At 49.4% G+C, this 22,905-nt stretch carries 25 protein-coding genes and 1 riboswitch; of the genes, 18 read left to right on the forward strand and 7 right to left on the reverse strand.

Translation table 11 applies throughout. The features are described 5' to 3' along the window. Window positions 1-214: 214 nt before the first annotated feature. The 4 genes from MKY97_RS02400 to nfsA all read left to right on the forward strand — a co-directional run bounded on the left by MKY97_RS02400 (window position 215) and on the right by nfsA (window position 5,693). Window positions 215-2,719 carry a heavy metal translocating P-type ATPase gene (locus MKY97_RS02400; RefSeq protein ID WP_342556205.1) on the forward strand — a complete coding sequence of 835 codons (2,505 nt, stop codon included), beginning with the start codon at window positions 215-217 and terminating at the stop codon, window positions 2,717-2,719. A gap of 315 nt (window positions 2,720-3,034) precedes the next feature. After that, on the forward strand, window positions 3,035-4,195 hold the full coding sequence (locus MKY97_RS02405) for an ABC transporter permease (protein WP_342553939.1): 1,161 nt from the start codon (window positions 3,035-3,037) through the stop codon (window positions 4,193-4,195). A gap of 165 nt (window positions 4,196-4,360) precedes the next feature. After that, window positions 4,361-4,966: a TetR family transcriptional regulator gene (locus tag MKY97_RS02410; protein ID WP_342553940.1), complete on the forward strand. Its 606-nt coding sequence runs from the start codon at window positions 4,361-4,363 to the stop codon at window positions 4,964-4,966. Continuing rightward, window positions 4,950-5,693 (forward strand): oxygen-insensitive NADPH nitroreductase, encoded by a 744-nt coding sequence (nfsA, locus tag MKY97_RS02415; RefSeq protein ID WP_342553941.1) that lies wholly within the window; start codon window positions 4,950-4,952, stop codon window positions 5,691-5,693. Before MKY97_RS02410 ends, nfsA begins: the two co-directional genes overlap by 17 nt. 194 nt (window positions 5,694-5,887) lie before the next feature. Here the strand turns inward: nfsA and MKY97_RS02420 are convergent, their stop codons facing one another. From MKY97_RS02420 to MKY97_RS02440, 5 genes are all read right to left on the reverse strand, one after another. Then, the gene (locus MKY97_RS02420) at window positions 5,888-6,697 is read right to left on the reverse strand and encodes a TatD family hydrolase (protein WP_342553942.1); all 810 of its coding nucleotides are present in this window, start codon (window positions 6,695-6,697) and stop codon (window positions 5,888-5,890) included. Window positions 6,698-6,799: 102 nt separating this feature from the next. Beyond that, window positions 6,800-7,660: an ABC transporter ATP-binding protein gene (locus tag MKY97_RS02425; RefSeq protein WP_342553943.1), complete on the reverse strand. Its 861-nt coding sequence runs from the start codon at window positions 7,658-7,660 to the stop codon at window positions 6,800-6,802. A gap of 86 nt (window positions 7,661-7,746) precedes the next feature. After that, window positions 7,747-8,505, reverse strand: a complete 759-nt coding sequence (locus tag MKY97_RS02430; RefSeq protein ID WP_342553944.1) for an ABC transporter permease — start codon at window positions 8,503-8,505, stop codon at window positions 7,747-7,749. Next, a complete protein-coding gene (locus tag MKY97_RS02435) occupies window positions 8,505-8,795 on the reverse strand; it encodes a thiamine-binding protein (RefSeq protein WP_342553945.1) in 291 nt (96 codons plus the stop codon). Before MKY97_RS02435 ends, MKY97_RS02430 begins: the two co-directional genes overlap by 1 nt. Window positions 8,796-8,954: 159 nt before the next feature. After that, window positions 8,955-9,995, reverse strand: coding sequence for an ABC transporter substrate-binding protein (locus MKY97_RS02440; RefSeq protein ID WP_342553946.1), 1,041 nt, complete (start codon window positions 9,993-9,995; stop codon window positions 8,955-8,957). A 214-nt stretch (window positions 9,996-10,209) separates the two neighbouring features. Continuing rightward, window positions 10,210-10,322: riboswitch (TPP riboswitch) on the reverse strand. A gap of 292 nt (window positions 10,323-10,614) precedes the next feature. On the opposite strand from MKY97_RS02440, the gene MKY97_RS02445 reads away from it, so the two are divergent. After that, window positions 10,615-11,109 carry a hypothetical protein gene (locus MKY97_RS02445; protein WP_342553947.1) on the forward strand — a complete coding sequence of 165 codons (495 nt, stop codon included), beginning with the start codon at window positions 10,615-10,617 and terminating at the stop codon, window positions 11,107-11,109. Between the two features lie 55 nt (window positions 11,110-11,164). Here MKY97_RS02445 and MKY97_RS02450 read toward each other — a convergent pair whose 3' ends face one another. Then, on the reverse strand, window positions 11,165-11,344 hold the full coding sequence (locus MKY97_RS02450; protein WP_342553948.1) for a hypothetical protein: 180 nt from the start codon (window positions 11,342-11,344) through the stop codon (window positions 11,165-11,167). A gap of 710 nt (window positions 11,345-12,054) precedes the next feature. Here MKY97_RS02450 and serS point away from each other — a divergent pair. Then, window positions 12,055-13,359 carry a serine--tRNA ligase gene (serS, locus tag MKY97_RS02455; RefSeq protein ID WP_342553949.1) on the forward strand — a complete coding sequence of 435 codons (1,305 nt, stop codon included), beginning with the start codon at window positions 12,055-12,057 and terminating at the stop codon, window positions 13,357-13,359. A 116-nt stretch (window positions 13,360-13,475) separates the two neighbouring features. Here the strand turns inward: serS and MKY97_RS02460 are convergent, their stop codons facing one another. Next, a complete protein-coding gene (locus tag MKY97_RS02460; RefSeq protein ID WP_342553950.1) occupies window positions 13,476-13,676 on the reverse strand; it encodes a hypothetical protein in 201 nt (66 codons plus the stop codon). A gap of 312 nt (window positions 13,677-13,988) precedes the next feature. On the opposite strand from MKY97_RS02460, the gene MKY97_RS02465 reads away from it, so the two are divergent. From MKY97_RS02465 to MKY97_RS02520, 12 genes are all read left to right on the forward strand, one after another. After that, a complete protein-coding gene (locus MKY97_RS02465) occupies window positions 13,989-15,095 on the forward strand; it encodes an Ig-like domain-containing protein (protein ID WP_342553951.1) in 1,107 nt (368 codons plus the stop codon). A gap of 164 nt (window positions 15,096-15,259) precedes the next feature. Then, a complete protein-coding gene (locus tag MKY97_RS02470; protein WP_342553952.1) occupies window positions 15,260-15,811 on the forward strand; it encodes a GrpB family protein in 552 nt (183 codons plus the stop codon). Between the two features lie 13 nt (window positions 15,812-15,824). Then, window positions 15,825-16,220, forward strand: coding sequence for a DUF2809 domain-containing protein (locus tag MKY97_RS02475; protein ID WP_342553953.1), 396 nt, complete (start codon window positions 15,825-15,827; stop codon window positions 16,218-16,220). Between the two features lie 30 nt (window positions 16,221-16,250). After that, window positions 16,251-16,808, forward strand: a complete 558-nt coding sequence (locus MKY97_RS02480; protein ID WP_342553954.1) for a GNAT family N-acetyltransferase — start codon at window positions 16,251-16,253, stop codon at window positions 16,806-16,808. Window positions 16,809-16,857: 49 nt separating this feature from the next. After that, window positions 16,858-17,187: a DUF952 domain-containing protein gene (locus MKY97_RS02485; RefSeq protein ID WP_342553955.1), complete on the forward strand. Its 330-nt coding sequence runs from the start codon at window positions 16,858-16,860 to the stop codon at window positions 17,185-17,187. Between the two features lie 45 nt (window positions 17,188-17,232). Next, window positions 17,233-17,814, forward strand: coding sequence for a DUF1572 family protein (locus MKY97_RS02490; RefSeq protein WP_342553956.1), 582 nt, complete (start codon window positions 17,233-17,235; stop codon window positions 17,812-17,814). A gap of 5 nt (window positions 17,815-17,819) precedes the next feature. Further along, on the forward strand, window positions 17,820-18,413 hold the full coding sequence (locus MKY97_RS02495) for a histidine phosphatase family protein (RefSeq protein ID WP_342553957.1): 594 nt from the start codon (window positions 17,820-17,822) through the stop codon (window positions 18,411-18,413). Then, on the forward strand, window positions 18,414-19,259 hold the full coding sequence (locus tag MKY97_RS02500) for a DUF2785 domain-containing protein (RefSeq protein WP_342553958.1): 846 nt from the start codon (window positions 18,414-18,416) through the stop codon (window positions 19,257-19,259). A gap of 87 nt (window positions 19,260-19,346) precedes the next feature. Continuing rightward, window positions 19,347-20,126: a 5-oxoprolinase subunit PxpB gene (gene pxpB, locus MKY97_RS02505; protein WP_342553959.1), complete on the forward strand. Its 780-nt coding sequence runs from the start codon at window positions 19,347-19,349 to the stop codon at window positions 20,124-20,126. After that, window positions 20,123-21,148 (forward strand): biotin-dependent carboxyltransferase family protein, encoded by a 1,026-nt coding sequence (locus MKY97_RS02510; RefSeq protein WP_342553960.1) that lies wholly within the window; start codon window positions 20,123-20,125, stop codon window positions 21,146-21,148. Before pxpB ends, MKY97_RS02510 begins: the two co-directional genes overlap by 4 nt. After that, window positions 21,148-21,927 carry a 5-oxoprolinase subunit PxpA gene (locus tag MKY97_RS02515; RefSeq protein ID WP_342553961.1) on the forward strand — a complete coding sequence of 260 codons (780 nt, stop codon included), beginning with the start codon at window positions 21,148-21,150 and terminating at the stop codon, window positions 21,925-21,927. The genes MKY97_RS02510 and MKY97_RS02515 overlap by 1 nt, the downstream gene beginning before the upstream one ends. A gap of 36 nt (window positions 21,928-21,963) precedes the next feature. Next, window positions 21,964-22,422, forward strand: a complete 459-nt coding sequence (locus MKY97_RS02520; RefSeq protein WP_342553962.1) for an NUDIX domain-containing protein — start codon at window positions 21,964-21,966, stop codon at window positions 22,420-22,422. Window positions 22,423-22,905: the final 483 nt, after the last annotated feature.

A 22,905-nucleotide genomic window follows, 5' to 3' on the forward strand; every position in this document is an offset into this window, starting at 1 on the left:
CGAATGGAATGTATCAGAACAGGCTCGGGACCGTAAAATCATGGAGACAATTCCAATGATTTTTGAACAGACCTGCGTGGTCAATGTGATAACGGTTTCAGCCTGTTTTCCCGCTTCCAATATACCCCTATAGGGTATTATTTTTCTGAAAGGAGACGACATAATGGCGACCACCAACTCTGAGAAAATAGAATCGGCACCTACGCCAGCACCTATGGAAAGCCCTGGTCTGAAGACAACTCTTCACATCACGGGTATGACCTGTGCAGCCTGCTCAACAAGAGTCGAGAAGGGTCTTTCCCGCATGGAAGGGGTGCAGCAAGCCAGCGTAAACCTTGCCATCGAACAGGCATCGATTATGTATGATCCCAAAACAACAAATGTGAACGCCTTACGGGATAAAGTAGCGGCACTTGGTTATGGTACGGTGACTGAATCGGTTGATCTGGATATTACAGGCATGACCTGTGCGGCCTGCTCTGCACGTATTGAGAAAGGATTGTCCCGGCTTCCGGGTGTTGCACAAGCCAACGTTAATCTGGCGCTGGAGACGGGGCATATTGAATATGCTGCAGGTACACTTAAACCTTCGGACATTACAGCCAAGATCAAACAGCTGGGCTATGGTGCCGAATTGCAATTAACACAGGAGGAATCGACTTCTGTTCGGGAACGGGAGCTGCAGCGCAAGAAGTGGAAGTGGATGATCTCCGCGCTCTTATCCATTCCGCTATTGTGGGCGATGGTGGGCCATTTCTCGTTTACATCGGGGATTTATGTACCGGATCTGTTTTTGAATCCATGGTTCCAGCTGCTCCTCGCGACTCCGGTCCAATTTGTTATTGGATGGCAGTTCTATGTCGGAGCATACAAGGCACTTCGTAATGGCAGTGCCAATATGGACGTACTCGTTGCACTGGGGACCAGCGCAGCCTTTTTCTACAGTCTGTATCTGACGTTAACGAGCGGTTATCTGCCTGGTGCCGGGATGGGTCAGGGAATGGAACACGGGGCGATGGGAACGGATGTGAGCATGGCTGCTGGTGCAGCTGCTGTGCCTATGGTCGAGCTGTATTATGAGACCAGTGCAATCCTGATCACATTGATTCTGCTTGGAAAATGGTTTGAGGCTGTCGCAAAGGGCCGCTCCTCACAGGCAATCAAAAGCCTGATTGAATTGGCTCCCCGAGAGGCACGGGTTATCCGTGACGGGCAGGAGGTTCTAATTCCGGCTTCTTATTTAGCGGTCGGTGATGTCGTTCTGGTGAAGCCCGGGGACAGCATCCCGGTGGATGGGATCGTTGAAGAAGGACAGTCCTCTGTCGATGAATCTATGCTTAGTGGTGAAAGTCTGCCTGTAGACAAAAAGCCGGGTGATCCGGTCACGGGTGCAACGCTGAACAAAAACGGTGTTCTCCGCATTCAGGCGACCCGCGTGGGTTCAGATACAGCCTTATCCCAAATTATCAAAGTCGTTGAGCAGGCGCAGGGGTCGAAAGCGCCTATTCAGCGGATTGCCGATGTGATCTCGGGTATTTTTGTGCCGATTGTTGTGGGTATTGCCGTACTGACCTTTTTGATCTGGTATTTGTTTGCCAGCCCGGGGGACTTCGCCGGATCATTGGAGAAGGCGATTGCTGTACTTGTTATTGCCTGTCCATGTGCACTGGGGCTGGCAACGCCAACCTCCGTCATGGCCGGATCGGGCCGGGCGGCGGAATACGGCATCCTGTTCAAGGGAGGCGAACATCTGGAGACGGCCCAGCAGATTCAAACGGTTGTGCTCGACAAAACAGGAACCGTTACCCAAGGAAAGCCTGTATTAACTGATGTTGTCACCGCACCGGGCTGGACTGAATCCGAGCTGCTTAAACGTGTTGGAGCAGCAGAACAGAATTCGGAGCATCCGTTAGCCGAGGCGATTGTCAGCGGCATTCGGGATAAAGGTCTGGATCTGGAACCGGCAGCAGCGTTTGAGAATATACCCGGATATGGTGTGCGTGCTGAAGTATCTGGTGAGGTGATTTTGGTGGGAACACGCCGTCTGTTGGCAGACGCAAACGTAGATCTGTCGGAGGAAACCATGATGCAGATGAACCAACTGGAGGAACAGGGGCGTACGGCTATGCTGGTTGCTGCTCAAGGTCAGTGGGCAGGCATCATTGCGGTGGCGGATACCATCAAGGATACGTCTCGGGAGGCAATTGGACGTCTCCAAGCGATGGGCATCGATGTCATAATGATTACGGGAGATAATGAACGCACGGCTCTTGCGGTAGCGGAGCAAGCGGGAATTCACAGCGTTTTGGCAGAAGTTCTGCCTGAAGGCAAAGCGGCCGAAGTGAAGAAATTGCAGGAGAGCGGCCGGAAGGTAGCGATGGTTGGAGACGGCATTAACGATGCTCCTGCACTGGCAACAGCCGATATCGGCATGGCGATTGGAACCGGAACGGATGTGGCGATGGAAGCGGCAGATATTACGTTGATGCGCGGTGACTTGAACAGCATTGCAGATGCCATAGAGATGAGCCGCCGCACGATGGGCAATATCAAACAGAACTTGTTCTGGGCGCTTGGCTACAATGTAATCGGGATCCCCATTGCAGCAGCAGGTTTCCTCGCGCCGTGGCTGGCAGGAGCTGCGATGGCATTCAGTTCGGTATCGGTTGTACTGAACGCACTGCGTCTGCAGCGTATGAAGCTGGCTCGAACCAAGTAATACAGCAAAGAGGTTACTTGGGGGAACATAAGGGGAGCCGGGAAAGAAACAGATATTTGAAAAATCAAAGGAATGCGCGGTTAGCTTAGCGGCGGACCGTGTATTTTTTTATGTAAATGTGTTCATATGTAAATTGCCAGAAAAACTTCGTGAAAATAGAAACACTATTTCATGAAAGTTTGCTTTAATTTTCTGAATTTAACGAAAACTTATTGACAATATTGACATATACAATTAAAATTTAAACGATTGTTTGATTCAAACGAATGTTTAAATCAAATTAGAACTATTTTGAAGATGGGGGAACCAAATCATATGCTGCAAGCTTTACGCACTTTATTTAAAAAACCACCAGTAATTATAGGGATCGTTACTGCACTGATGTTCCAGGTTATCTTTAGTGTGATCTGGATGACGGCATATTCCGGAGTGAATGACCGGACTAATGAATTAACTGTAGCCATTGTGAATGAAGATGGGGAGCTGTCCAAAGGCATTGCTGATCAGTTGGCAAAGACACTGCCTTTCCACACGGCAGCCAACTTGAATGCGGCTGAGGCACTGGATCAATTGAAGCATCATCAAGTCCATATGGTGCTGAATATTCCGGCCGGATTTAATGAATCCCTTCAGACGGCAGGTTCCACGGCCGAGATCAAATACACGATTAATGAAGCTAATCCGGTAACGATCAAAAGCATGATGCAGGGTGTGTCGCAGAGCGTGACCAACACCATTAACAAACAAGCTTCCGCACAAGGCGTACAAGCCGTTCTGACCGCTTCAGGTGCTCCTTCAGATCAGGCTGCCCAGGCAGCTGCGAACCTGACCAATCGGGTGGAAGGCAAAACGACATCGATTAATCCGGTGAACGGCATGAATAACCAGATGGTACCGATGATGATGGTGCTCGCGTCTTATGTAGGCGCCATGATTATGGGAATGAATCTCCAGGTTGCGATGGGCATGCTGTCCACTATGTTCTCCCGCCTGACATTGTTCGGTGCCAGGGTTGTTATTAATGTCGGTTCAGCCTTGGTTGTTTCCTTACTTGGGTCTTCCCTGATTGTCGCACTGGGTGGACAGATCGCACAAGGATTTGTGGCATTCTGGTTGTTCCAGGCACTGTTCCTGTGTACATTTATGTTCTTCTCGCAGTTTTTCCTGATCTGCTTTGGACCGGCAGGCAGTTTGTTCAATATCATTTCGCTGTCCCTGCAGCTGGTATCATCCGGTGCAATGGTACCGCGTGAACTGCTGAACAGCTTCTACAGCGGGATTGGTCATTACCTGCCTGCAACTTATGCGGTACAGGGCATTCTAAGCGTGCAGCTTGGTGGGCCAGGCGTGCAGTCTGCTGCCGTTTCCATCGTGGTTGTACTGCTTGCAGCTGTTGTACTGTCTCTTGTTGTGACGCTGCTCAAAAAAGGACGCAAACCGGCCGGTATGCCAAGTCCGGCTCCGGCAAACAGCTAATATACGTACGCAGACGTGAATCAGTCAGCTGTATCGTACGAACCAAGCACCCCGATGATTTTCATCGGGGTGCTTGGTGTAATATAATAGATAGAATGAGTGAGGGCAGCAGTCAGGATAAGGGGCTGCAGCAGCTGACATGAACGGATAAGAGGAGAGAAACAAATGACGGAACCGGAATTGGACATCAAAACGAGGATACTGCTTGCAGCCAAAAAACTTTTTGCTGAGCAGGGGTATGACGGGACAAGTGTTCGTCAAATCTGTGATGAGGCGGGCGCGAATGTGTCGCTGGTATCCTACCATTTTGGCGGAAAAGAAAAGGTGTTTGACGCGTTGTTTGAACATTTTTTTCCCGAGCATATTTTGAGTGCACTGGCTGCAGAATCCTTGTCTCCCGTTGACGGTATACGCCGAATTGTGGGGGAAGTCGTGCGATTTACGATGACGGATCGTGAGATGAGTGACATTGTGCAGCTGGAAATCACCCTTCGCACTCACCGGACTGCGACCGTATTTCAATATTTGGACCCGGTCTGGAACAAAGTGAGAGAATACCTGCAGCAGGGCAAAGATGAGGGCTTGTTTAAGATTGAGTCCGCATCGTACGCCATGCTTCAGGTTATGGGAGCCGCACTTGCACACAAGCGGGCGAAGCACTCGCGTTTTGGATTTGACTATCAGGATATGAACACAGAGGAACTTGCCGAACAGACGGTGGAGTTCGTACTTCGAGGATTAGGAGTGAACAGCCATGAACGAAACGATTGAACTGATAATGAGGCACCGCTCCGTGCGCAAATTCAAGCCGGACCCGGTCAGTGAGGAACAGCTCGAAGCCATCGCAGCTGCAGGGCAGATGGCATCCTCTTCAAGCAACGTACAGGCATATTCCATTATCGCTGTAACCGATCAGGAGCAGAAGGCCAAGCTGGCTGAACTGGCAGGGAATCAGGCATATATCAATGAATGCCCGGTCTTTCTCGTATGGTGTGCTGACCTGTACCGATTGCAGGATGCCGCAAAACGCCATCTTCCGGAGAAGGAGTCCTATGCGGACTCAACTGAAAACTTTATGGTGGCTACAATTGATGCTGCGCTCGCTTCACAGAATGCCGCACTGGCAGCCGAGTCCCTTGGTTTCGGCATTGTGTATATCGGCGGACTCCGTAACCGTATTGAAGAAGTGGCGGAACTGCTCGAACTGCCGGATGGGGTCTATCCGGTATACGGCATGTGCATTGGAGTTGCCGATCAAGAAACAGGTATTCGTCCGCGACTGCCGCTGAAGGCTGTACTGCATCATAACCGGTATCAACCGGAGCAGAGCCTGAAGGGTGTGCAGGAGTATGATGAGATCACGGCAGAATACTTGAAAAAGCGGACAAACGGGGAACGTACAACCCCTTGGTCTGAACAAATGGCGATTCGTCTAACCGAGCCTGCACGTCTGCAGGTAAGAGCATTCCTGGAACGCAAAGGTTTCCTGAAGCGATAATAGGGGTAAACCATAGGACAGTAAGAACTTTGCAATCGGAAGCACCAACAACAGCATGAATAAAATATAGATGAAAAGCCAGTCGAACATGACTGGACGGTACCTCCGAGTCAAGTATGACTAGCGGAGTGCCGTTCAGCATGAAGCAGACTGGCTCTTTGCATTGCTGGTGCGGGCTTCTTTTCATGATGTGTTTACTCCGGCAGACGGTAGAAACGTTTTGTGTTTCGGTAAAACAAGCGTGTCGCGCGCTCGGTTCCCATACCCGTAATCTCACTCCAGGCCTGGATCACCTGACGAGTCATTGCCGGGTGTGTCATACGTCCCTGGAAGGGTCCTTCGAAGGGCCAAGGCCCGTCTGTCTCGGCCATGACCTGCTCTGCCGGATACTGCCGGGCAAGCTCACGAATCTCTGTCTCGTACTGAATATCCGGTGTGAAGGAGATGAAATAACCGTTGTTGGCCATACGCCGTATCGTCTGTTTTGAGCCTTTGAACCAGTGAAAGTGAGCACGCGTGTACTGATGTTTCTCCAGCAGATCACAGGCGATACCCGCATCTTCGTACACCGCATGCAGAATAACGGGTTTGTTGTGCTTTTTGGCGAGCATAATGAACTGTTCGAGCAGATCAATATATCCCCTCTGATCAAATTCCAGACCTGACCGCCGTGCTTCTTCGCGGCTGTAATAGGGTAAGCCGACTTCACCAATGGCTATGGCATGTCCAATGTGTTCTTCGATCCATTGAAAGAACTGCTCCTGTTCGGTAAGAGATGGCATCGGCTGTTCGGGATGGTAACCAAACGCAGGGTACACGTAACGTGGATGCTGTTTGGCGAGCTTCAGATTGGCATGAGCGGAATCCAGGTTCATAGAGACGGCAATGACAGCCTCGACCTGCTGCGATGAGAAGCTGAGCAGCATCTCCTCCTGTTCTTCCGGTTTGTATTTATCCAAATGAAGATGGGCGTCGATCAGCGGTGCAAACGTTTGGGAATGCATGAAGGAGTTCCTCCTTGTATCATGGGTATTCATATATATAACGCCAAATGGAGCGAGTTGGATCACCAAATTAGGAAAAAAATAACTTAAAAGCCCGCGCTATCATAATAGGCGGGCTTTCTGCTGTTCTTCTTTCATCCACTGCGCAATCTGTCGTTTGCGTTCGAGAAAAGCGGGTTCTTCCGTAATAGTTTCTTGTCTCGGCCGGTCAAAAGGAACCTGAACCTCATGCAGCACAGCCGCAGGCCGGTTCGATAACACATAGACCCGATCTGCCAGCAGCAGCGCTTCCTCGATATTGTGGGTGATGAACAGCACTGAGCGGCGGTTCTGTTCCCAGATATCCAGAAGCCAGCGCTGCATGTCGCTTCGGGTCAGGGCGTCGAGCGCGCTGAACGGCTCATCGAGCAGCATCAGCTCCTGCGGGCTGAGCAGCGCCCGCAGGAAAGCGGCACGCTGCTGCATGCCGCCTGACAGCTGATGAGGGTATGCCCGCTCGAATCCGGCAAGGCCAACACTGCCCAGCCACTGCCGTGCCGCTGCAAGTGCTTCGGCACGCGCAGCGGGCTGAGCACCTGGGGCAGCGAAAGCTGCGGAAGATGCGACCTCGCCAGCCAGCAGCACATTATCTTCAATCGTCCGCCATGGAAAAAGAGCGGGCTGCTGCGGCATGTAGCTGATATGCCCGCGCTCTCCGGTAACCTGCTTGCCGTTCATGAACACATCGCCGTTCTGCGGTGTCAGCAGGCCGCCGATGATGTGGAACAGGGTGCTTTTACCGCAGCCGGAAGGGCCAACGATAGCGACGAATTCCCCTTTTTTCACTGTCAGAGACAGGCCGTTCAGCACAGGCAGTTTACGCCGCCGTTCTTTGAAGGACACGTGAACATCGGCGATGTCCAGCGCAGGTGGGAGCGGAGCTGAAGCATCATGTTCGGCATGTTGGTCCTGTTGCTGTTTCATATGAGGATCACATCCTAATGTACAAAATACGATAACTTTCTAAGCTGTTAACAATCCCAAGCATTGTTTCCAGCAGTGAATTCAATCTAGCGTTTCTGTGGACGCCAGCGGACAAGCAGTTTCTCCAGCAGTGCGATCAGCAGGAAGAGCAGCAGGCTGAGCGCTACGATAATCATAATGGCGACAAAAAGACGATCTGTCCGATACGCTGACTTCTGCAGCATCATATAATAGCCGATGCCCTTGTCAGCACCGATCCACTCGGCGATGATGGCGCCCATCACGCTGTATGTCGCAGCGATTTTGATGCCCGAGAATATGGACGGCAGAGCGTGGGGAAGCTCCAGCTTCCAGAAGATATGACGGCGCTTCGCACCCGCCATACGCATATAGTTCATCATGGCAGCATCGGTGCGTGTCAGCCCATCCATGGCCGCAACGGCCACTGGAAAGAAGCAGACCAGAATGATCGTAATCAGCTTGGGCAGCAGGCCGAAGCCGAACCAGATCAGCAGAAGCGGTGCGAGCGCGATGGTCGGAATATTTTGACTAAGAATAAGCAGTGGATACAAGGCCGATTTGAGAAAAGGGATCAGATGCAGCACCATTGCAATCAGCAGACCAACGGCCGTACCTGCCGCAAAACCGATGAGTGTTAACTGAATTGTTGCAGAAGCGTGCATGCCAAGTCGATCGGCTTGAGAAGCTGCTTCATGGGCAATGTCAGAGGGTGCAGGCAGCATCCATTTCTCAATATGGAACAGGGAGACCGCCACCTGCCATATCGCAATAAAGAGAATAACCGCCACAAAGGGCGGCCATACACTTTTGAAATAGGAAGACATTAGCGGTATTTCTCCGTCAGCGTATCCATGCTGAATCCGTCTGGACTATGTGCAATTTTGACCTGTGAGATAATGCTTGGGCTGCCAGCTTCCACGAGTACTTCGTGCATTTTACGGACAACCTCCAGCAGCTCCTCCAGTTCGCCTTCCATGGTAGTGTCGAGTGCATTGACCTGATATTTCAGGCCGGATTGCTGAATCACTTCGATGGCACGGTCTACGTATGGATAGGAGTTCTCGCCGTTCGGCGTTTTGGGAATAACTTGAATGCTGAGTAATGTACTTGCCATGAGAGATCAAAACTCCTTTTCGGGTGTATTTAAAATGAGAAGTTGATGTAGAAGGGGGAACTCGGCGAACCTTATAGACGATCGCTTTGCTTTTTTAAGTTCTTTCCTCTTCGTTCAAACGTGTAAATATCATATTTCAGTGTTACATTTAGATTCATTTTATTGTGGTAAAAACTCGTTCGTATAGGCTTTCGTTACATCAATCTTTTTATCCAGCAGTTTCTTGCTGAACATCCAGTCGGTGTAGTTTTTCCATACGTCTTCCTTTTGTTCACCCCAGCGCGGTGCATCATCCTTATATTTCGGGCTGAGCCATTTCTGGCTTGCCACTACTAATTCCTTGTCCAGATCGGGTACAGCTTTAATCAAAATATTCGCTGCTTCTTCAGGGTGATCAATCGCATATTGGTATCCTTCAGAAGTGGCCTTCAGGAAAGCTTTCACCAGTTCAGGGTCCTTCTGAATCGTTTGCTCGTTGGTTACAAGCACAGGGGTGTAATAGTCCAGCGCTTTGGCATAATCCTTCACATATAACATGTCAATCGGCTCCCCGCGCAGTTCAGCCTCAATTCCTGTCCAAGCGTAGAAGATCCAGGCAAAATCAATGTCCCGTTTCACGGCTGTGAAGAAATCGGCATCGCCCATGTTAATGTTTTTAACTTTGGATACATCAGCACCTTCGCCCTCCATAATGGACTGCATCACGGCTTCTTCTACCGGAGAACCCCAGCCGCCGTAAGTTTTACCTTCAAAGTCTTTGGGGGATTTGATCTTGCGATCTACCGGAGCGGCAAAACCGGATGTATTATGCTGAATAACTGCTGCAATGGACACCAGTGGAACATCCTGCGTGCGGGCCTGAGTTACACTCTCCTGGTAGCTGACGCCAAACGGCACTTCACCCGAGGCAACCATCGTATCTGCACCGCCGGCACCTGGTTGTACAATCTCTACATTCAAGCCAGCAGCTTTATAAAAACCCTGATCCACTGCTGCGTACAGACCGGTATGATTCGTATTAGGCGTCCAGTCGAGCACGACCTTCACATCTTTCAGTGCAGCGCCACTGTCATCGTTCGTTTTCCCTGAACTGGCCGCACCTTTCTGCTCAACTGGAGCCGTTTCTTTGCCACCACATGCAGCTGCGGTTACCAGCAGTACACACATGAGTAACAATCCCATTGTTTTACGCCATTTCATCGTGTTTCTCTCCTTCGGTATGTCCGGCCTATGGCACGGGGTACTCCTTGGCTTCATATCCAATCCCTTTGCATAAATCGACGAATTTATACTTGCAGGTTGTCCGAATAACGTCATTTTTCTGTTTCTGTTTGTCCATAGAAAACAAAAAAAGCGCCCCGTAATCCGGGACGCGTGCAGGCGTGAGAGAATGGCTTTCAGCTTATGGCTGTGCCGTTGCAATATACTCCGATTCCTACGCTGGCATGATCCAGATCAGGTCTAAGGGTTAGTATCTTGATGGGATACACTCTCAGCCGGCCAATTCCGACTCCCCTGGGAAACTATGAAGTTACGGGCATTACTAGGTGTAATTATAGGCGAGTAAAGGGAGTGTGTCTAGGGTGTGTCTTGAAAACTACTGAAGTGCATCTTTTACCGCCTTTTCGCCCCCTGCTTCGTCACTTTCCCTTGACGTGCCCCGGCACGCCTGCGGAAAACTTCCTAGCTTGGAACGAAAATTCAGCAAAATTGGCTTCCTTCAGCGTTTTCAGACACACCCTAGTCAACAAATCGTTCACATAATGTTCACTTATGTAAGGGTGGTCACAATCTCTATAATGATCCCAGTACAGAAAGGATGAGTATATTGCCAGGAAGCAAGAAAGAACAAGTTATTTTTGGACTTATGATGTGTACGGGAATGGTCGTCGTCATGATGACCTTCAATCTATGGCACACGGGAATGTTAAGCGAGATGTCTGCGATGCAGATGCTGCTGCAATTCGTAATCTGTTTTGTCATCGCTTTTGTGGTGGAGTCGTTCATCGTTGGACCTGCAGCGAGAAAAATGGCCTTTTCCATCCCTTTTGCGAGATCCAGTAGAATCAAAGGGATCGTTACCATGTCCTTTTTTATGGTTGTCGGGATGGTTTTGATCATGTCTCTATATGGGATTATGACAGCCTATGCAGCTGATCAGTTAGACGGAGCATCTGTGTTCGGCGCATATTTTCATACGATTGCTCGTAACATTAGTCTGGCTTTACCGTATCAGTTGATCGTATTGGGGCCGCTAGTACGGTATGTATTTGGCAAGTTGTTCAAAGGACAAGCAGCCGTTGTATCCGTTTAATTCATTTTAATAGTCACGAAGGAGTATTTCCTGGGCAATGGCTAATTGCGTTCCCTTAAGAAGTTCTAGCGTAAGCCACCCAATATAAAATACCAATTATAACAGCGGCTATAATAATCGTGGTGATAATCCCGCTCATCCAAGTACCTCGCTGAGCTTGGTGGGCAAGTTCGTCTGCTCTTCGTTTGGCAGCTTCGGCCTCTTGTGAGTTCAAAGGGTTAGGACTCATATTCATAAAGCAACAACTCCTCATCTGTAGTCTGATCAAACCATAGTGCAGTTTGTTTACAGGAAAACCATCCAACTTGAGATCGATTACTCGAATAATTGCTTAATCGAAGCTAAAGACATAACGATGCTAATTGCAAGAAGGAAAATACCTCGGAATTTGATACGGATGATGTCGGATTGCATTAACTCGTCTTTATTACGGTTGAATGGCCATGAATCCGGTATGATCAGGGCTCTGGTTCCAAAGACGAATCCGATTAAACTAATCAACAGAAAGACGATGAAGTAAAACATAAGCTCACCCCTTGAGGTTTTAGAAGTTATTTCAATTTTACTTGATCCAGCTTTGTAAAGATACGTAAGTGGGCATTGTAATGATTCAGGATTTGGACAAACGGATGAAGAAAGCTCCATCATTTATTGAAATGGGATATCTATCAGTTGCATTTATATTCTGTCTTCGTATATACTGAGTAACACAATTGCAGATCGGATCATGCCGTTGAAGAGAATCCAACTCGGAGGCGTTTTCGCCAGGGAGCGAATTGAAACTTTCCCAAGTTAACCGGAACCGCCCGTTATCGCGGACCAAGAGGCTGAATCAGGGATATTTATACGGATTCGGCAAGTTGGGTGGCACCGCGAGCAGAGCGCTCCTCGTCCCAAGGGATGAGGGCGCTCTTTGTATTTTTTTAGCCAAAGGAGACGGTGACCATGTTAGATATGAAGTGGGTTCGGGCACATGCAGAAGAGGTTCAGGCCGCAGCAGACGGGAAAAAGATCAAGATTGATATCGCCGCGTTGATACAGCGGGATGACGAGCGCAAAGTGCTTCTGCAGCATACAGAAGAAGGACGCCGCCTGCGCAATACACTGTCGGCAGATATCGGGAAACTTATGCAGACAGGTGAGCGTGAGCAGGCGGAGAACATGAGGGCGAAGGTAAAACAGCTTAATAAACAGCTTGAGCAGGAGGAAGCGAAACTTGCGCAGATTCAGGAAGAAGTGACCCGATTGCAGTGGCTGGTTCCAAATGTCGTGTCGCCAGATACCCCTGTGGGCAGGTCGGATGAAGATAATGTAGAGCTGCGCCGGGTGGGGGATCTTCCAGTGTTTGAATACGCCGCAAGAGACCATGTGGAACTTGGAGAAATGCATGAACTCATTGATATTCCGCGTGGCGTGAAGATCGGCGGCACTCGAAGTTATGTATTAAAGGGTGCTGGCCTGATGCTGCACCGGGCTGTACAGCAGCTTGCGCTGGATCTGCTGCTGAAGCAGGGTTTCACACCTATGGAGGTTCCACTCATGGTCAGAGAGGACGCTTTGGTGAACACCGGATTCTTCCCGACAGGCCGAGATCAGGTGTATGAGCTGCAGGGTGAGGACAAATGGCTTGTTGGTACATCGGAGGTACCGCTGGTTTCGTATTATGCGGATGAGGTCATTGATGTGAAGCAGCCGGTGAAGCTGGCAGCCGTATCGACGTGTTTTCGCAGTGAAGTAGGGTCGGGTGGACGTGATGTGCGGGGATTGTACCGTGTGCATCAGTTTGCCAAGGTGGAGCAGGTCATCCTGTGCGCGCCGGATACGGTGGAATCGGAACGTATGCTGCAGGAGATTACGGAACATGCGGAGGAACTGCTGCAGCTGCTTGAACTGCCATATCGTGTGGTGGCGGTATGCACGGGTGATATGTCCCAGAAGACGTACAAACAGTATGACATCGAAACCTGGATGCCAAGCCGCGGGGCATATGGTGAGACGCATTCGTCGTCGAATCTGCATGATTTTCAGGCTCGCCGCTCGAACATTCGCTGTCTTGATGAGGATGGCAGGCTGGTGTACTGCCATACACTCAACAATACAGCCGTGGCTTCGCCGCGTATTCTAATCCCGCTGCTGGAGAATCACCAGCTGGCTGACGGGAGCATTCATATTCCGGCAGCCCTGCGGCCCTATATGGGCGGAGCCGAACGTTTGATTTTGCCAGTGCGTGAGCAGGATAACGAATTGTAGAGGTGAGATTAAACCAGGGCGTGTCTTGAAACCCGCTGAAGTGCACTACCCCCCTAGGAATGATTATGAAACAAAGAATGAAAAACAAATAACAAAGGGACCCTTGCCTGGTCCCTTTATTCAAACATATGATCAATGACCCATTGGTACTCTTGTTCCAGGCGGGCTGCTAATTTATATTCTCTGCTGATGCTGCCTTCACGAATGAAACCTAGTCTATCAAATAAAGCTCGTGCCAGATCATCTCTAATCATTACCAGATCCATATCAGCAGTCTTATAGCTTCCAGAAGTATATATTCTTAACGCAGCTTCCATTCACGCTCGTTAATACTTTCGATCTGTCCGGATTCTATTGCTTTTCTGAAACGGTTGCGGGCAGTTTTCATCAGTAAGATCATTTCATCTTCTGTGCGAACCTTTGTGGATGTTGAAGTAGTGATAGCTTTTATACGTTTACGGTTATTCGCAACAGCAGCTATATCCAGCAGGCTCTTTTCAATCGTCCCTGATCTATTCCGGCTTGTCATTTAACTTTAACCATTGGCTGTCCGATATAAGATATATTAGAAGTAAAATATTGGTTGTAGGTATGGAAAAATACTGAATGATGGGAGAAGGAGACTGGAAATGAGTAGAATGAAATGGGTGCTTCGAGGCTTGCTTGCTCTGGTTATCACACTCACCGCTGTGATACCTGCGTCTGCTTGGGCTGCAGCTGGTGATATAACTTCAATTGAAATTACAGGCGGCAGCTCCAAGATGATGAGTGTAGGTGAAACAGCGTCCTATCAGGTGATGGCGGCGGTTGAAGGTTTTGATAACAAACAGGATGTTACCGGCGGAGTGACTTGGTCCACCAGCAATGCCGCTGTCGTTACGATTACCAAGGGCAAAGTGAAGGCGATTGCTGCAGGCGAAGCAGTCATTATTGCACAAGTGGACGGAGTCAAAGCTCAAGTGGCTGTTCAGGTTCAGGACAAAATTAAAAGTATCAAGGCTTCACCTAAGTCGTACAGCTTTGTCAAAGGAAACGAAGGTGCACTGCCAAAGGTAAGTATTACACGGGCAAATGGAAAAGAAGAGGATGTCACATCCGATATCGTATGGACTGTATCCAATAACTTGGCTGTGCTCGAAAATGGAAAGATCAAAGGGGTCACTCCTGGCCGGGTGCTGCTGCAGGGGAAATATGGGTCAACCACGGTTAAGGTGCCTGTAGTGGTGACGGACATTATAACCAAGGTGGAAATCACACCTACAGCAGTACAGCTCAATCTCAAGAAGTCCAAGGCACTTAAAGTTACGGGAACCTATTCTAATGGGAAAAAGGTCAATTTATCCAAATCCATTGTCTGGACCTCATCCAATCCCGGTGTGGCTGCGGTGAAAAATGGTTCGGTCAAAGCGTTGACGGAAGGACAAGCAACCTTGACAGGTACGTATCAAAACCAGACTGTGACTGTAACCGTCACTGTGGTGCCAACGCTCCAGAAGCTGATTATGGGTCAGAAGAGCCTGGTCTTGTCTCCACAATCCAGCATTACGCTGGGTGTGATGGCTAAATATGATACAGGGAAAACAACGATGGTTACAAGCAGTGCCGTGTGGAGCAGTTCCAAGCCGGGCGTTGCTTCAGTGACCAATGGCAAGATTGTTGCTGTGTCCAAGGGAAAGACGATTGTGTCTGCCAAATGGGGAAATAAAAAAGTGACGATACCCGTAACAGTAAAATAAATAAAACTTCTTGCCCTGTAAGGGCCTGAAGCAGGTTGATTTCCACTGAAGGCTTGATATGCGTCAACCTCTGGTTGAATCAATGTTATATACTATGAAGGAGGCGTGCCTAGCGCCTCCTTTTTTGAATTTAGATTAATCTGGATTAAGAGGTGATCTTGGAAATGACGGAACATCTGAAACCGGAGAATTGGCCTGCGTGGGCCACCGAACCAGTAGAGGTTGTAGAAGCTAACGCTTCCTGGAGAGTACAGGCTCAAGAAGAAATGAAGCAGTTAAGAGATCTTTTACAACACCTAGACATACATACATTCGAACATATTGGGAGCACGTCCGTGCCGGGTCTGCCTGCCAAACCGATCATTGATTTAATGGGGGCCGTGCAGTCTTGGGATGATATCTCTCTTATTACCAAGCGGCTTCATCCTGCCGGCTGGAATTATGTTCCGCCTGAACTGGATGGCCGGGAGTATAGGCGTTTCTGGGTCAGAGTCAAGGATGAAAAGAGGGCAGTGCACCTTCATCTCATGCGTTCAGGTGAGGAACGCTGGGAGCGTCAGATTCGATTTCGGGATGTGCTCAGAGAGCGGCCGGAATTGGTCAAGGCATACGCAGCACTAAAGTTGAGGCTTGCTGATGAGAATAAAGATGACAGAGAAGCATACACCAAGGCTAAAACCGAATTTATTACACAGGTTCTGGATGGGCGATTGTAGTGGAAGAAACAGAATGCTTATGAAAAATAGATTGGTATACGTAACCGCCGTGATCATAACGATGGCAGCCGGACTGGCCTCTAGAAAATATGGAGAATTTTTGCCGCAATGGATATACGATCATTTTGGAGACGCACTCTGGGCAGGCATGATCTATTTCGGTGTACGTGCAGTCTGTATCCATTGGGGCCGTGTAGGTGCAGTACTGGCGAGTGTCATGTTCAGCTTCATTATTGAATTCTCGCAGATGATTCACGTACCTTGGCTGAATCATCTGCGTTCTACAGTATGGGGAGCACTGATTCTGGGTCAGGGATTTCTTGTCATAGATTTGATTAGATACCTGTTCGGGATTTTGTGTGTTTATATCGTAGACCGATTTTTGCTGAGTCAAGTGATGAAGTCCTGAAACCAATATAATTCATAAGGAGGTACCTCAATGAATGTAGACAAACTTTTTGCGGCATCACCGGAATTTGAAACGGAGCGGCTGTACCTCAGACGGCTTACGATGGATGATCTGGATCCATATTTTGCGTTCGCATCTGATCCGAAAGTAAGTGAGCAGAGCTTGTGGCAGTGCCATCAGACGAAGGAAGATTCCATCGGTTATTTGGAACGGGTGCTGCGAAACTATGAGCAAAAAACGGTCTATCTCTGGGCCTTTGTGCTAAAAGAGACAGGACAGCTGATCGGTAGAGGCGGAATTTTTAATCTGGATGAATCCATGCAGCGCGCTGAAATGGGGTATGCTATCGCCAGCTCGTATTGGGGCAGGGGACTGGCTGTAGAAGCGATGCAGCCTGTCGTGGATTATTGCTTTGAGGAGCTGGACTGCAATCGGCTGGAAGGAAGATGCAACGCGGGTAATATTGGCTCTGCACGTGTAATGGAAAAGCTGGGCATGGTGCAGGAAGGATTGCTGCGCAAGCAGTTGAAAATAAAAGGTGTGTTTACCGACCAGAAATTGTACGCCCGCATTCGGGATGATCTATAATATTTGATTAATAATGGCTGCATCACAGCATCGAAGGAGGAAAAGCCCAATGATCTACAGTATTATTTCCCGTTCGTTATGGGACGAAGTTTCCAAAGGAGATACGTACGCACCGGAAAGTCTCCAGACCGACGGCTTTATTCATTGTTCCACAGCAGCTCAGATTCCATGGGTAGCCGGGCAGTATTATGCGGGCCGTACCGACCTCCTGCTGCTTGGGATTGAAGAGAGAGCTTTGAAGGCGGAACTGATTTATGAAGATCTATATGAGTTAAACGAGCTTTTTCCACACATCTATGGAGAGTTAAACCTGGATGCTGTAAGTAGAGTCATCAATTTTGAACCGAATGCAGATGGCACGTTTTCTTTTCCGGCATAATATCAGTCAGCGCTTTATGTACATTTGGAGAGGTGGTTAAGACGAATGGATACGAATCAGCTCTTTTTGGAGACAGCCGAGAAACAGTTTATCTATTACAAGCAGCTTGGCGAACGCGCGATGGCGCAGCTGGAGCCGGAGCAGTTATTCCAAACGTGGAATGAAGATACCAATAGTATTGCAGTGATTGTTAAACACTTGTGGGGCAATATGAGATCACGGTGGACGGATGTGCTGACAACGGATGGAGAGAAGCCATGGCGTGAACGCGACGCTGAATTTGTTGGTGATTTTCATACCCGGGAAGAGCTGCTTGCCAAGTGGGAAGAGGGCTGGGGCTGTCTGCTTGGAGCACTGCGTTCGATAACTCCGGAGCAAATGTCCCGGATCATATATATTCGGAATGAAGGCCATACCATCATGGAAGCCATTATGCGGCAGTTGGCACATTATCCTTATCATGTGGGGCAGATTATTCATATTGCCAAAATGCTGAAGCAAGCCTCGTGGGATAGTCTTTCTATACCACGAAGTGGATCGGACAGCTATAACAAAGGCAAATTTTCCAAGCCAAAAACAACAAAACATTTTACAGAGGACGAGCTTCATATGGAAAAGAGGGACTAACAAGAATGACACATATCGCATTGATACGTCATGGCAGTACAGCATGGAATAAAGAAAAGCGTTCACAGGGACAGACGGACAACCCGCTGGATCAGGAAGGCAGAGAACAGGCGGCTTTGCTGGCAGTAAGGCTGGCGGAGGAATCATGGGATGCCATCTATGCCAGTGATCTGGAAAGGGCAAGTGAGACGGCACGGATCATCGGAGAACGGCTGCATATTCAAGAGATTCATCTGGACCCGAGGTTACGTGAAATGAGCGGAGGACAGGTGGAAGGGACGACAGAGGAGGAGCGCATTGCGAAGTGGGGGGCAGACTGGAGTTCCCTGGATCTGGGAAAAGAACTTCCCGAGGCAGGAGCTGCTCGTGGCATAGCTGTGCTTGAAGATATCATTCGCCAGCACCCGGATGGACGAGTGATCGTGGTGAGTCACGGGGCTGTGCTTCGCAATACGCTGCGAACACTGGTGCCGGAGCTGGATATTCGTGTGAAATTGGGGAACACATCCATTACACGGATGATACATCAAGATCAGGTGTGGCAGTGTGAGCTGTACAACTGCAGTACACATCTGGCACAGGGGAAAGGATCGTTGTAAATGGACGCAATCACGTTAAAACAGAAGCTGCAGCAGATCCAAACTGTGAACCATGCTGCAGATCAGGTCGAACAGCCCTATGAACTCGCGCTGCATATGATGAAGCATATCGGTAACCCGGACCCTGTCCTCCGGGATGAGCTTATCTATATTACGCTCGCCACATGGATTGGTCAGAACGTCTTTGCGGATGATCAGCTTAAGGCTTTGATGCAGCTGGCACTGGATGATGAACATCTCTTCTACAGAATCGGAGAACAGGAAACAGACAGTGTATTTACTCGAACGTTTTCTGTGCTGATCCTGCCGCCCATCTTGAGTATGGACCGTCAGCGGTCTTTCCTGCAAAGAGAAGATGCGGCATGGATTCAGCAGCGATTGATTACTTATCTGAGAGAGGAAAAGGATGTTCGCGGCTATGTAGAGGACAAAGGGTGGGCACACGCTTCGGCTCATGCTGCCGACGCTGCGGAGGATCTGGCACAGTCAACGTATCTTGAACAGACTGATTTGCAGGCGCTGCTCCATGCACTCTCCATAAAAGTTATGGAGTCCGGCAGAGCGTACATCTATGATGAAGATCAGCGTATGGCCCAGGCAGCCGTGGCTATTTTGAATCGTAACCTGCTGGAACAGGCAGCACTTGAAGCCTGGGTTGCCCAGCTTCAGACAGCGAGGAGCGAAGACGTCAGGGATGGTATGACGCTGCAGGAAAACAGTCACATGAGTGTGAATATCAGAATGTTTATGCAGTCTCTTTATTTTGCTGTACGTAATAAAGAGGGTGAGCCGTTTCCGGTAGTTCGTTCGCTGCTGTTAAAAGCATTGGTAGGCGGAGAAGTATAAGAAAGGTATAAGAGAAGTGCAGAGGGATACATGGAATAATAACCAATTCAATCAGCAAGGTAACAAAGCTCAAAGGGAGAGATGGGCATGGCCGCAACCACCTACAACTGGACGGAGGAAATGTTGTCTCCACTCGGGGAGCATGGGATCGTGATCCGCTGCGGCAGTGTACTCTCGGAAGAAGTGCATCAGAGGGTAATGTCGGTATGTGTTTTGCTGGAAAAGGGTGCTGTGACAGCTGCAGTAGAGTGGGTGCCATCCTATCTGTCAGTCACATTATTTTACGATCCGCTTTTGTTGTCATATGACGAGATCAGCAGTATACTGCTGCAGCGGCTGAGCAGCCTGAAGGAAAGAGATCACTTAGATAACCCGCATGAATGCGGTAAGCCGGGTAAATCCAAGGATACGAAACCGAAAGGAAAACCGGCATCCCCCAGAATCATGACCATTCCGGTATGTTATGGCGGAGAGTTCGGGCCGGACATAGCACATGTAGCTGCGGAACATGATTTAACGACAGAGGAAGTTGTTGCGATCCATTCATCTGTGGATTACCTCGTACATATGATTGGATTTGCTCCGGGTTTTCCTTATCTGGGAGGGTTACCGGAGCGAATTGCCACACCAAGAAGGGGAACGCCACGGCTTCGGGTAGAGGCAGGAACGGTAGGCATTGGCGGTTCGCAGACGGGAATTTATCCGATAGCAACGCCAGGAGGATGGCAGTGTATCGGCCGCACGCCAGTCCGCTTGTTCCGTCCGGAACTGAACTCGCCGAGTCTGCTTAAAGCTGGGGATGTGGTTCGTTTTCAACCGATTACGATGCAGGAATATGTGGAAATGGCAAGGAGGGAGGTTGAATGATGGGTGTGGAGATCATTCGTCCCGGCTTGTTGACCACCGTCCAGGATGAAGGCAGAATGGGGTTTCGCCGTTATGGTGTGTCGGTGGGTGGCGTTATGGATTCGTTTGCGGCCAGAGCGGCGAATATACTTGTCGGCAATTCACGGCGTGAAGCGGTAATTGAAATTACGATGGCAGGACCCGAGCTTCGATTTCAGAAGGATCAATTGATTTCGCTCTGTGGTGCCGATCTGAGTGCTGCGGTAGATCGGCAGCGCGTGCCTTTGTGGCGTCCCGTGCTGCTGAGAGCCGGAAGTATATTGAAATTTGGAGTATGCCGGCATGGCATGCGTGCATATATGGCACTGGCTGGCGGAATTGATGTACCTGAAGTGATGGGCAGTCGAAGCACGGACCTCAAAACGGGGATTGGCGGTATGCATGGAAGGGCGCTGCGTACATCCGATGTGCTAACTGCAGGCATGATCTCGGATGAAGTACAGCAATGGATACGTGTTATGGCGATGCATGCAGGCGAGAACGAATCTATGGCAGCTCCATCATGGCGATTGTCGGAGCGGAATGGGCCCGGCTATGACGGAAGACCTGTTATTCGGGTGATGCCGGGTCAAGACAGTTCGTACTTTGAGGCGGATAGCCTGAAGCAGTTTTATGCCGGCGATTACGTGGTCTTACCTCAATCGGATCGCATGGGGTACCGAGTGCAGGGCGCAAAGCTGGAATTGGCTCAGCCGCTGCAGCGTTTATCCGAAGCAGTCTCTTATGGCACCGTGCAGGTACCGACAGATGGACAGCCTATTGTGTTAATGGCAGATCATCAGACCATTGGAGGGTATCCTGTAATTGCACAGACAGCTGCGGTAGATCTGCCGATTCTGGCTCAAGCCAAGCCGGGAACACGGTTTTCTTTTGCACCGATTACGAAAGAAGAAGCGCGAAATCTGTACGTGAAGCGGGAGAAAGAGCTGCAGCTGATGGATCAGATGATTCGGAGAAAAATGGCTGCATGGGAGGCGGTATAATGGATAGATCACTTACACTGGATATCAATTGTGATCTCGGTGAAAGCTATGGGGCTCACCGGATTCTAATGGAGTCTGATGAGGCCATCCTGCCTTTGGTGACCTCAGCCAATATCGCCTGCGGGTTCCATGCCGGTGATCCTGCTGTCATGCGCCTGACGGTTGAGCGGGCAATAGCTCATAGCGTCGCGGTTGGCGCACATCCCGGGCTTCCTGATTTGCAGGGATTTGGACGAAGAATGATGGATATCACGCCTAGAGAAGCTTATGACATGGTCGTATATCAGATTGGTGCATTGGATGCTTTTGTCCGGGCAGGTGGAGGACAGCTGCATCATGTTAAACCGCACGGAGCGCTGTACAATATGGCGGCAGCCGATGCCAAACTTGCCGAGGCGATTGCCGAAGCGGTCTATCAAGTACGTCCGGAGGCATACCTGTATGGTCTGGCTGGTAGTGAGTTGATCAGAGCAGCCGAACGAATTGGTGTGCGGGGAGTGAATGAAGTATTTGCAGATCGCACGTATAGTTCGGAGGGCCAGTTAACACCCCGCAGTCATGAAGGCGCACTGATAGAACAGCCGGAAAAAGCACTGGCTCAGGTATTGCGAATGGTTGTGGATGGAGTAGTCGTCTCTACGTCGGGTAGTGAGGTTCCGATTACTGCAGATACGCTCTGTATCCATGGCGATGGCAGACAAGCTTTGACATTCGCTCGGGAGATCCGCCTGCTTCTCGAAGCGGAGGGAATAGTCATGACTGCCTTTCACGAAAAATAAGTTAATATGGATGGAGAATGGAGGATATATCATACCATGAAACCCATACGGAATTCGGCCAAAGCGGTCATCGTTCAGGAGGGGCGTTTGTTACTGATTCGTCTGGAAGACCAGTACGGTGATGCTTATGTTTTCCCTGGCGGCGGGCAGGAAAAAGGCGAGGAGTTGAAAGATGCTGCTGCACGGGAGTGCCTGGAGGAGATTGGACAGGCTGTGCAGGTAGGTGAGCTTTTACATATTCGTGAGTACATCGGAGCCAATCATGAGTTTGCCGAGTGGGATGCTGATATCCATCAGGTCGAATTTTATTTTGCATGCAGTCTTGTTGACCGGGAGGCTTCTGTCTTTGAAGGTTCTAACCCGGATGATCATCAGGTGGCCGTGGAGTGGATTGCGCTTGAGAAACTGGACCAAATTCGTCTGTATCCCAAAACGATCGGTGAATTGCTTTTAAATAAAGGAAAGCAGCGTATCTACCTTGGCGACCTGAATTAGGCATAACTTTTCTAAAATTGTCACGTATACGTTCTGGGTTTGGGGATTCAACATAGGTGAGGCGGGTACACTATAAGTACAGGCATTTGCACACTAATCAGGCATCTGTTCTTAATTAGTAGGCACAACTGTACCGCGTATTAGGAGATCTATGTTCAATGTAAAGGACAGAGATTTTTACTAATAATCCAAGAAAGGCTTTAAAAGCTTTCTGGCTTTTAGCTGCTTTTACCACTGGAAGATCAGCAGCACTAGTGAAGGGGACAAGATCGCTTCTGAAGAGCAAGGAAGTCGCTCGTTGTCTCCAAATTTTAAATGTAACTCTAAGTTTGAGGAATTGTGCTTAGTGGAGAGAACCGAATCGATTCTGAAGAAGCGAAGCGCTCGCTTTTATCACCGGATTATTTCCCATTAAACAGCTATTCAATAATAAATCCGGGGATAACAGCGATCGGAAGAACGATCCGTTTACGTAACGTTTCT

It is taken from the genome of Paenibacillus sp. FSL R7-0652 (assembly GCF_038595045.1).
Lineage (GTDB): Bacteria > Bacillota > Bacilli > Paenibacillales > Paenibacillaceae > Paenibacillus.

Excerpts from the sequence above, each read along its gene's own strand:
- MKY97_RS02400 (WP_342556205.1), top strand. The coding sequence starts at position 215 with ATGGAAAGCCCTGGTCTGAAGACAACTCTTCACATCACGGGTATGACC.
- MKY97_RS02405 (WP_342553939.1), top strand. The coding sequence starts at position 3,035 with ATGCTGCAAGCTTTACGCACTTTATTTAAAAAACCACCAGTAATTATA.
- MKY97_RS02410 (WP_342553940.1), top strand. The coding sequence starts at position 4,361 with ATGACGGAACCGGAATTGGACATCAAAACGAGGATACTGCTTGCAGCC.
- nfsA (WP_342553941.1), top strand. The coding sequence starts at position 4,950 with ATGAACGAAACGATTGAACTGATAATGAGGCACCGCTCCGTGCGCAAA.
- MKY97_RS02420 (WP_342553942.1), bottom strand. The coding sequence starts at position 6,697 with ATGCATTCCCAAACGTTTGCACCGCTGATCGACGCCCATCTTCATTTG.
- MKY97_RS02425 (WP_342553943.1), bottom strand. The coding sequence starts at position 7,660 with ATGAAACAGCAACAGGACCAACATGCCGAACATGATGCTTCAGCTCCG.
- MKY97_RS02430 (WP_342553944.1), bottom strand. The coding sequence starts at position 8,505 with ATGTCTTCCTATTTCAAAAGTGTATGGCCGCCCTTTGTGGCGGTTATT.
- MKY97_RS02435 (WP_342553945.1), bottom strand. The coding sequence starts at position 8,795 with ATGGCAAGTACATTACTCAGCATTCAAGTTATTCCCAAAACGCCGAAC.
- MKY97_RS02440 (WP_342553946.1), bottom strand. The coding sequence starts at position 9,995 with ATGAAATGGCGTAAAACAATGGGATTGTTACTCATGTGTGTACTGCTG.
- MKY97_RS02445 (WP_342553947.1), top strand. The coding sequence starts at position 10,615 with ATGAGTATATTGCCAGGAAGCAAGAAAGAACAAGTTATTTTTGGACTT.
- MKY97_RS02450 (WP_342553948.1), bottom strand. The coding sequence starts at position 11,344 with ATGAATATGAGTCCTAACCCTTTGAACTCACAAGAGGCCGAAGCTGCC.
- serS (WP_342553949.1), top strand. The coding sequence starts at position 12,055 with ATGTTAGATATGAAGTGGGTTCGGGCACATGCAGAAGAGGTTCAGGCC.
- MKY97_RS02460 (WP_342553950.1), bottom strand. The coding sequence starts at position 13,676 with ATGGAAGCTGCGTTAAGAATATATACTTCTGGAAGCTATAAGACTGCT.
- MKY97_RS02465 (WP_342553951.1), top strand. The coding sequence starts at position 13,989 with ATGAGTAGAATGAAATGGGTGCTTCGAGGCTTGCTTGCTCTGGTTATC.
- MKY97_RS02470 (WP_342553952.1), top strand. The coding sequence starts at position 15,260 with ATGACGGAACATCTGAAACCGGAGAATTGGCCTGCGTGGGCCACCGAA.
- MKY97_RS02475 (WP_342553953.1), top strand. The coding sequence starts at position 15,825 with ATGCTTATGAAAAATAGATTGGTATACGTAACCGCCGTGATCATAACG.
- MKY97_RS02480 (WP_342553954.1), top strand. The coding sequence starts at position 16,251 with ATGAATGTAGACAAACTTTTTGCGGCATCACCGGAATTTGAAACGGAG.
- MKY97_RS02485 (WP_342553955.1), top strand. The coding sequence starts at position 16,858 with ATGATCTACAGTATTATTTCCCGTTCGTTATGGGACGAAGTTTCCAAA.
- MKY97_RS02490 (WP_342553956.1), top strand. The coding sequence starts at position 17,233 with ATGGATACGAATCAGCTCTTTTTGGAGACAGCCGAGAAACAGTTTATC.
- MKY97_RS02495 (WP_342553957.1), top strand. The coding sequence starts at position 17,820 with ATGACACATATCGCATTGATACGTCATGGCAGTACAGCATGGAATAAA.
- MKY97_RS02500 (WP_342553958.1), top strand. The coding sequence starts at position 18,414 with ATGGACGCAATCACGTTAAAACAGAAGCTGCAGCAGATCCAAACTGTG.
- pxpB (WP_342553959.1), top strand. The coding sequence starts at position 19,347 with ATGGCCGCAACCACCTACAACTGGACGGAGGAAATGTTGTCTCCACTC.
- MKY97_RS02510 (WP_342553960.1), top strand. The coding sequence starts at position 20,123 with ATGATGGGTGTGGAGATCATTCGTCCCGGCTTGTTGACCACCGTCCAG.
- MKY97_RS02515 (WP_342553961.1), top strand. The coding sequence starts at position 21,148 with ATGGATAGATCACTTACACTGGATATCAATTGTGATCTCGGTGAAAGC.
- MKY97_RS02520 (WP_342553962.1), top strand. The coding sequence starts at position 21,964 with ATGAAACCCATACGGAATTCGGCCAAAGCGGTCATCGTTCAGGAGGGG.